The following is an 8,899-nucleotide window of genomic DNA, read 5'->3' as shown; positions in this document are numbered from 1 at the left end:
CCCTGACCGCCCGCTACGACTACGGCCCGGACCGCCTGCTGAGCCTGCGAGCGGCCAACAGCCTCCCCGAGTATTACCTGTTCGATGCCCTGAACAGCCCCATCGCGCTAACCCGGCGAGACGGCACCATCAGTGCCCGCTACAGCTATGACGCCTGGGGCAACACCCGCCAACAAAGCGGCACCTCCTTCAACCGCTTCGGCTTCACCGGCCATGAGCATGATCAGGAAACCGGCCTGATCTATGCCAAGGCGCGCTACTACGACCCGGAAACCGCCCGCTTCCTGAGCCAGGACCCCTGGTCTGGCGATGTGAGCATGCCGCCGAGCCTGCATAAGTACTTGTATGCCTATCAGAACCCGACGGTGTATGTGGACCCGGATGGCAGGGCGCCCGTGACCAGCCATATGAGGGACTTCCTGCAAGGCCTGGCAGCGGATCAGCGTGAGCATACCCGCTACATGGCTGGTCAGATGGGGGAGAGCCTGAGCAAGGATCTGGGTATTCGAGCCCTCAACACCTTTACCTCCGGCGGCGGTGCCTTGCTGGAAGCCGGTGGCGCCATTGCCAATCTCGCTGATCTGGCCATGGATGTAGGGATATCGCAGAACCCCTTCCTGAAACGCTCGGCCGTGGGCCAAGAGTCCGCCGAGCGAGTTTCTGGTACGATCCAGTACACGCGAGACACCAGCTCCGCCATCGCTCAAGCCACCCGCAGCTCAGTGGCCGAGCATGGTGTGATTGGCGCCACGGGGCGGGCGGCGAGCCGCACGACAGATGCCACGGGCGCCTTCCTCGGGGATGTGTTTATCCGAGGTGATCTGGAAGCAGCGGGTCAGTTTCAGGGCGGGTTGTTTGCAGCGGCGACACCCGGGGCAGGTGCAGCTCGGATCGGCCGGACACCATCGCCACGCAGAAGCGGTGGGAATGACAGTGCTCGGTCGCAGCGGGTGCAGGAGAGTGTGCAGGGGCCGGGAGTTGATGTTCCAAACACCTCTCCAGCTTCTGCCACTAGAGCTCGAATCGAAGCGAATGTCGCAGAAAGCGTTGCAGCCCGTGAAGCTTCTAGTTTTGGTAACCATGCGCGATATGGCACGGCATATGACTTTTACCGCAGTGGTGGATTCAACGCGGACCGGACCCTTGGTCACCTGGAGGGAATTGATTTTTCGATGCCCGTCAGAGTTACGGAGCTGGCGCCCGGCACTAGCTACGTGCAGCACGTATTGGATGGCCGGGTAGGAAGCTACTTCGCGCCTACCGGTTCTCCTGCGGGGATGCTAGGGATCAATCCAGCAGGGCGAGTTCCTATGCATTTCACTCCGTCACAGCCGACTTCAGCGTTACAAAGTACCGCAGCGCGAATCACAGATACGTGGACTGTGCCTAGTCAGCCGTTTCAAGCCAGCGGTGGCGGGACACAGTACTTTGTTCCGAACAGAAGCTTGATGTTGGAGGTGCCGAGCCCATGAACCAGAGATTAATCATGCTTGATAAGGCATCTAAAAAATGTGATGAATTGCTCGTGAAGTATCCAACTCATGAGCCGCTTAAATCTATTAAGCAACAGCTTTATTATTTGATTGGTCTGGAATCAGGGAGGCATTCAGATAGATCACGGTTGCAAGATATAACCATTGGCGTTCTGACAGCTCGGGAGATCGAGCCTATAGATGATGAGGCGGCGGAGGTGTTTTATCAGGTTGCGGGCGAAGTAAGGCAGATGTAAAGGCTGGATTTGGACGGTAGTCCAGGCAATGGTCGGCGAAGCTCTGGCTGTCCCGTCCGCCTGTCCGGCGGACCTCCCTCACATCCAGCTACCCATCATCTGCTCAGATTCTGAGCAGATTTGCTTCTCGCAGGGCCGCCAGAGACAGCTGCGCTGTAAATTCCTGTTGCTTCCCCTCCTCCTGACCGTTCGTTTTTTCACCAATCCGTACTGACAGGCCACACTTTCCCGTGGTCACCGTAAAGTGGCAGCCACAAGCACTTCATTTGCTATCGCTGCCCGCCATCCCTACCCACTACCCCGACGAAAACCAATACCCCGCCAACCGCCCATTCCAGGCCTCAAACCATTCCGGATCTACGCCAAGGCGCGCTACTACGACCCGGAAACCGCCCGCTTCCTGAGCCAGGACCCCTGGTCTGGCGATGTGAGCATGCCGCCGAGCCTGCATAAGTACCTGTATGCGTATCAGAATCCGACGGTGTATGTGGACCCGGATGGCGAAGAGCCCATACCGGCCTTCAATCGTCGCCTGACGGATGAAACCTTCCAGCTGGAGCCGTTCCAGCGAGTGAATAGCGGCTACAAGAGCCTGGATTACGCTGCCGCAGCAGGCTCGTCTGTCCTGAATGTGCCCATCGCGCTGGCCAATGCGGGGCTGAATGCCCTGTCGCTTCCGAGCCGGGCCGGGGCGGCGTACTTTGATGTCACGGTTGAGGAGTTTGAGACTCACACCGCCTCGCTCACGGCGTCGACGGGGCCAGCAGCCCTCCTTCTGATGACGGGGAGTTTCCCGTCGCGACTCCCCGGGATGCTGCATCGAAGCCGTAAAATCAGCGAAGCGGTAGATACTGCTCCCCAGCGGCAAACACGGGTTGTGGAGAACCAGCGCGTCCCGCAGATCAATACGGTGCAGACAGGCGGACAAGGTTCCCGATACGATAATGCCGTACCGGATATCTCGGAAGCGCCGGTGAGTCGGCGGGCGCAGGCGGTGGTTCCAAACAACAATACGGCTGCCATTCGAGCGGAAGCGGCGGCGAATGTCCGACAAGGAAGACAAATATTGCGTGAGGCTCGTCCGGATCTTCCCGTATCCGAACGAAATCAGCTTATTCGAGCTTTTGATCTAGAAACATTCCGGGTTAACACACTTGCTCAAGAATTGACTGAATTCCGTTATTTTGATGGAGTTAATGCACAGTTGGGAGGTAGGTGGTCTACATCGGAATGGTTGTCCACGCCACAATCTAGGATCGAACGATTGGCACTCCCCAATAATAACGCTACTCAAGCAGCTACGGTTAGGTTGCAGCCGGGCACAACGGTGTTTCAAGGTAGAGTGGCGCCGCAGACTCAGTACGGCAGCCACCTAACCGGCGGGGCTGATCAAACATATAATGTCTTGGGTCCAAGAGCGATTATTGAGGAGCTTCCGTAATGAATGCACACCTAAAAACGTGGGCTGAAACTGAGCTTCATGCATATACAATGGACATCCCTGCTCCGGGGGTTGATGAAGAACGACGGGCAGGAATGGAAATGATAGCTGCGACTGCACAGCGTCTAATTGATGCTTTGGATTGTAATGATCTCAGTAAAGCAAAGCTGGAGGTCCTCACTTTCTCAAGGCAGGGGTCAGACGTATACTTTGAGCAGCCAGAAAGCTTCAAGCCATTAGCGAAAGCTATTGGAGAAATTCGCAAGGAAATAATCTAAAAGGGGGGGCAAACAATCCCGCCCGCTCTTTAGGTAACGATGTTCCGTATGCGCCTCATGCTGCTAGACAGCAGCTAGAAACCGTCCATGGTGCAGGCAGCGTGACTTCTACGACCGTTCCGCCGCTGGGTGGCAGGAACGTTCTCCTGACAGGGCAACGCTATCCTGTGACCGGGATCGTCTTTGACCGGCGAGGCTTTCCGATCTTTGATGATGTGGCTCGTTTTGACACGCGCCTGCCAGTTGATCAGTTCAGAGGGGCGAGTTACACACAACAAATGCAAATGGCCACATCTGATTTGGCGGAAGCCGTTGGTAGAGGGCAGGTCCGTACCGCCAGTTTCACGGATGCCCAGTTGCAGCAGATAAGAAGCGGTTCGCCAAGGATTGATGGTTATTCGTGGCACCATCACCAAGATACTGGCCGCATGCAGTTAGTTCCGCGAGATATTCATAAACGTACCGGCCATCTTGGTTGGGAAGGGATGTCACAAGGGCGATAGCGTCATGGTTACTACAGGATTAACGAAAGAAGATAGTGAGACCATCGGATTTGTGGTCGCCAGTCTGTTTTCGTCGGCTATCGATACCGGTGAACTGAGAGAGTGGGCAGTGCTGACAGTGGGGGAGATGGATGTTTCCGAGATGCCAGGATATTTGCTTGATCTAATGGAGTTTGACGGGCCATTGTCGTCCGTTTACCGCATCGTTGGATTTGATCCTGTTTGGAATAGATCCGATGATGAAGATCTCGCATTAACGGGTTTGGCGATAAAAAGGAATAAGAAAATCTACGATATGCCCGCGTCTCCTGATGCGATTCAACAGAGTTTGTCGGAGAATCACGAGGTAGAGGAAATGTTTCGAAGGATTTTCCCGTTTATCAATTTCTAGAGTCAAATACTACGTTAAGTCGTGGAGCGGAAGTGCGGGCAATTATGGGCATCTGAGTCCTGAGCGGTGGGCTGCGCATATTCGCGTATTGATGAACTGGCTACGCACAACTATAACCGGATTTTGTCGGAAGGCCTGTCTGGTGTTGCGCATGTTCATCGCGCGGTAGGTGCGGATCTTATCGATATTTGTCGAACCCAGGGAAATATCAGTGGACGCATGGGGCGAACGGCGCGGGTCGGCAGACCCACTGGACCTACGACCCCCTGGGCCGGCCGCTGCAGCAGCGCTACCCGGACAACACCATCCACGCCTATCTGGAGTACGACGCCCACGGCAACCTGCGCCTGGAAAGCCTGCCCGACGGCACCCTGATCGAGCACGACTACGACGCCCTGGACCGCCGCACCGCCCGCCGGCTGCTGGATACGAACCTCAGCGCACTGGCCAGCGAAGCCTATGCCTACGACGCCAACAACAACCTGCTGAGTGTGACAGAAACCCTGACCGCAGAAGGCGGCGCCGCCCGGACCACCGCCTACCGCTACGACCGCTTCGACCGCCTGATCCACCAGACCGACCACTTCGGGCAGACGGTCAGCTACAGCTACGACGACAACGGCAACCGCACCCGCCTGCTGTCCTCCGCCGGGCATGTCACCCAATACCGCTACGACCGCCGCAACCGCCTGAGCAGCGTCGCCACCCAGGACGGCGAGACCCGCTACAGCTACCGCCGCACTGACCAGCTCAGCCGCATCGCCTACCCCCATGGCGGCGTGAGCGATTACGGCTACGACACCGGCCACCGCCTGACCAGCCTGGTCCACCGCCACCACGGCGGCGAAGTGGCCCGCTACGGCTACCAGTACGACGGCAACGGCAACCGTACTCAGCAGACCGAACACAACGGCTTCGGGGAAGAAATCACCACCTACACCTACGACGCCGCCGACCGGCTCCAGGCCGTGCACTACCCGGACAAGGCTGAAGCCTACACCTTCGACGACGCCTGGAACCGGGTCACTGAGACCGTCACCGACCTGGCCAGCGACGAGCTGCTCAGCAACAAGACCCTGACCTACAACAGCCGCCACCAGCTCACTGATATCACCGACAGCGTGGATGCAGCCCACAACGCCACCTTCGGCTACGACGCCAACGGCAACCAGATCAGCAAGGTCCAGGGCGGCAACACCACCACCTTCACCTACGACGCCCGCAACCACTTGCGCGAGATCACCCAGGGCGGCTCCACCCTGGGCCAGTTCCTGTACGACTACCGGGGAATGCGCACCGAGAAGCAGGGCGAGCGCGGCATCGAGCGCTACACCCACGACGACCAGGCCGTGCTGTTCCAGAGCGACGGCAACAACACCCTGACGGCCCGTTACGACTATGGCCCGGACCGCCTGCTGAGCCTGCGAGCGGCCAACAGCCTCCCCGAGTATTACCTGTTCGATGCCCTGAACAGCCCGATCGCGCTAACACGGCGAGACGGCACAGTAAGCGCCCGCTACAGCTACGATGCCTGGGGCAATACACGGCAGCAAAGCGGCACCTCCTTCAACCGCTTCGGCTTCACCGGCCACGAACATGATCAGGAAACCGGCCTGATCTACGCCAAGGCGCGCTACTACGACCCGGAAACCGCCCGCTTCCTGAGCCAGGACCCCTGGTCTGGCGATGTGAGCATGCCGCCGAGCCTGCATAAGTACCTGTATGCGTATCAGAACCCGACGGTGTATGTGGACCCGGATGGGTGGCAGCCCATCTGTTTGGTGGACCGTGTCTACACCCATCAGTGCGGGGCAGGCGACCAGCACGTCAGCGGCCAGCCGGTCGCCGACGTCAGCAATATCCAGCCCAGACCGGAGAATCCGAGGGACCGGCGCAATGCGGACTGTGTCGCGGACAGAAGAAACTGCAACCTGTTTGAGCTGGATCGCGAAGACGGCCGACGTGCAGCTGCTGCGGCAGGACAGCGACAGGTAGCAGAAGCGGAAAGTAACCCGGGCGCCCGTGACTGGCTTGAAGAGCTTCTGGCCGAAGGTTCGCCCGGGCAACGTCAGTTGCGGGAAACGCATGCGCAAGCGATCCAGATGACGAACACAATGGGCGATGTCGCTTGTGACGCAACGCCTGTGTGCAGTGCGTTTGTCCTTAAGGAAGGCCGCCTCCCGGTCAGTGAGCAGGAGCTGGCAAACTGGGAGCGAGCCATTTATGCCGTTCCTGGTGGTATGATGGCGACGAAGGGCGTTCAGAGTATTCGTGGGCGTTCTTCGGGTGCGGCTGAAGCAGTTACAAACAGAGAGGTGGCAACTGTCGGTGGGCGGAGGCCTATCAATAGTCAGTACGCTGGCCAGACACATCCCTCTGGAGTGAGGTTCGACGAAAGGGGATTCCCAGATTTCTCTCCGCACAGCAGAGCTCAAGTCGAACTTGACGGGTTGACAGGGAATTACGCGAAGGACGCCTTGGTAGCGAATAGGGCCGTGGGATTGCCACAGACTCCATCTGGTTATGTTTGGCATCACGTGGAAGATGGTAGAACGATGCAGCTGATACCGCAGGAAATTCATAATGCTGTGCGCCATACAGGTGGTGCGGCAGTGATTCGGCATAGAGGCACTCAATGATCGATATTTTAGGTGGGCGCAGTCTATCGGAAGAGGAGATCCGTAATGTTGAACAGGATATGAGGGTCTCTTTCCCCGTTGATTATCGGCATTTTGTCGCGAAACACGATGGCGCAAAACCAAAACTGAATATCTTTTCGATTTCAGAATCGAACGAATCCGGGATCAATGAGTTCATTCCTTTACATCGGATCCGCAAGGAATGTAATTTTATTGAGAATTTGGTTGATGGCCGCATTCCGATCGCATGGGCTGAAGGGGGTAACTATGTTTGCCTGGACGTCTTGGCCGGAGGCGGTGTCTTTTTCTGGGACCACGAAGAACCGAAAAGGGATACAAAACTGGCGGACAGCTTCTCGCGTTTCATTGAGCTGCTCGAGCCATTCGATCCGGGCAGCGTTGAGCTCAAGCCTGACCAAGTAAAGAGCGCATGGATCGATCCAGAGTTCTTGAAGTCCCTCGATCAGAAGAAGTAGTCGATGCCCGGTGTTTTCCGAACAACTTTATGGCGGGATCCTGCTTCCTGTCGATGAACCGGTAAGCTCTTTAATAATCTGTACCCCTTCCGCTTCGCTGTAACCACGGCGGCGAAGTGGCCCGCTACGGCTACCAGTACGACGGCAACGGCAATCGTACTCAGCAGACCGAGCACAACGGCTTCGGGGAAGAGATCACCACCTACACCTACGACGCCGCCTGGAACCGGGTCACTGAGACCGTCACCGACCTGGCCAGCGACGAGCTGCTCAGCAACAAGACCCTGGCCTACAACAGCCGCCACCAGCTGACCGACATCAGCGACAGCATCGAGCCGGCCCACAACGCCACCTTCGGCTACGACGCCAACGGCAACCAGATCAGCAAGGTCCAGAGCGGTAACACCACCACCTTCACCTACGACGCCCGCAACCACCTGCGCGAGATCACCCAGGGTGGCTCCACCCTGGGCCAGTTCCTCTACGACTACCGGGGCATGCGCACCGAGAAGCAGGGCGAGCGCGGCATCGAGCGCTACACCCACGACGACCAGGCCGTGCTGTTCCAGAGCGACGGCAACAACACCCTGACCGCCCGCTACGACTACGGCCCGGACCGCCTGCTGAGCCTGCGGGCGGCCAACAGCCTCCCCGAGTATTACCTGTTCGATGCCCTGAACAGCCCCATCGCGCTAACACGGCGAGACGGCACAGTAAGCGCCCGCTACAGCTATGACGCCTGGGGCAACACCCGCCAACAAAGCGGTACCTCCTTCAACCGCTTCGGCTTCACCGGCCACGAACACGATCAGGAAACCGGCCTGATCTACGCCAAAGCCCGGTATTACGACCCGGAGACGGCCCGCTTCCTGAGCCAGGACCCGTGGTCAGGCGATGTGAGCATGCCGCCGAGCCTGCATAAGTACTTGTATGCCTATCAGAACCCGACGGTGTATGTGGACCCGGATGGGTGGGCAGCACTGATCTCAGATGAGCTGCAGCGCGTCTATGCCGCCGCAGACGAGGAGCGCAGCTTCAGACGGCCCAGCGGTGCCATACAGGACGTGGTTCGGGCCAATGATCTGGGCGATCACCTGAAAACCTTCAGCCGGAGTAGCAACTGGGGCGGGGAAAGCTACACCTACCTCGACGCCTCGGGTGTGAGGGCACTCCGGGACGTGCTGGCTGGCAGCGGCGGGGGTGATCTGCCGACAGCGATCATAGTGCGCGAAGCAGATGAAAGCCCGAGTGCTGCGTTCAGCAGTGCGCGAGACAAGATTGGAGGGCATGCCCCGTCCTCAACCATGTGGGAGTTGTTGCGGCGCCTGAACCGCACGGATGCCGGACAACCGATTGATGTCAGTGAAGCCTTTGATCACTCGGTTGCCAGGACGTGGCTGCGAGCCGAGGACCACGGGACAGCGCGCTTCAGAGATTCTGTG

Annotated in this window: 9 protein-coding genes; all 9 read left to right on the top strand. The window is 58.3% G+C overall.

Annotated elements, in window-relative coordinates; genetic code table 11:
* The coding region (locus tag K8B33_RS15965) for an RHS repeat-associated core domain-containing protein (RefSeq protein ID WP_263284732.1) at window positions 1-1,472 on the top strand (1,472 nt) is incomplete at its 5' end.
* Complete coding sequence (locus K8B33_RS15960) at window positions 1,469-1,729, top strand: immunity protein Tsi6 family protein (RefSeq protein WP_223428340.1); 261 nt, start codon at window positions 1,469-1,471, stop codon at window positions 1,727-1,729. The genes K8B33_RS15965 and K8B33_RS15960, both read left to right, overlap by 4 nt.
* Window positions 1,730-1,973: 244 nt before the next feature.
* Complete coding sequence (locus K8B33_RS15955) at window positions 1,974-3,170, top strand: RHS repeat-associated core domain-containing protein (RefSeq protein ID WP_223428339.1); 1,197 nt, start codon at window positions 1,974-1,976, stop codon at window positions 3,168-3,170.
* Window positions 3,170-3,448, top strand: coding sequence for a hypothetical protein (locus tag K8B33_RS15950; protein WP_223424566.1), 279 nt, complete (start codon window positions 3,170-3,172; stop codon window positions 3,446-3,448). The genes K8B33_RS15955 and K8B33_RS15950 overlap by 1 nt, the downstream gene beginning before the upstream one ends.
* A 101-nt stretch (window positions 3,449-3,549) precedes the next feature.
* Complete coding sequence (locus K8B33_RS15945) at window positions 3,550-3,951, top strand: HNH endonuclease (protein ID WP_223424564.1); 402 nt, start codon at window positions 3,550-3,552, stop codon at window positions 3,949-3,951.
* A gap of 4 nt (window positions 3,952-3,955) precedes the next feature.
* Window positions 3,956-4,342, top strand: coding sequence for a hypothetical protein (locus K8B33_RS15940; RefSeq protein WP_223424560.1), 387 nt, complete (start codon window positions 3,956-3,958; stop codon window positions 4,340-4,342).
* Between the two features lie 188 nt (window positions 4,343-4,530).
* Window positions 4,531-6,981: an RHS repeat-associated core domain-containing protein gene (locus K8B33_RS15935; protein WP_223424555.1), complete on the top strand. Its 2,451-nt coding sequence runs from the start codon at window positions 4,531-4,533 to the stop codon at window positions 6,979-6,981.
* Entirely contained in the window at window positions 6,978-7,457 is a 480-nt protein-coding gene (locus K8B33_RS15930; protein WP_223424552.1) for an SMI1/KNR4 family protein, read from the top strand. The genes K8B33_RS15935 and K8B33_RS15930 overlap by 4 nt, the downstream gene beginning before the upstream one ends.
* A gap of 116 nt (window positions 7,458-7,573) precedes the next feature.
* A partial coding sequence (locus tag K8B33_RS15925) for an RHS repeat domain-containing protein (protein ID WP_223428337.1) occupies window positions 7,574-8,899 on the top strand: 1,326 nt, incomplete at its 3' end.

The organism is Alcanivorax limicola (genome assembly GCF_019931215.1).
Classification (GTDB): Bacteria; Pseudomonadota; Gammaproteobacteria; order Pseudomonadales; family Alcanivoracaceae; genus Isoalcanivorax; species Isoalcanivorax limicola.
This window is presented reverse-complemented; position numbering and strand designations above follow the sequence as displayed.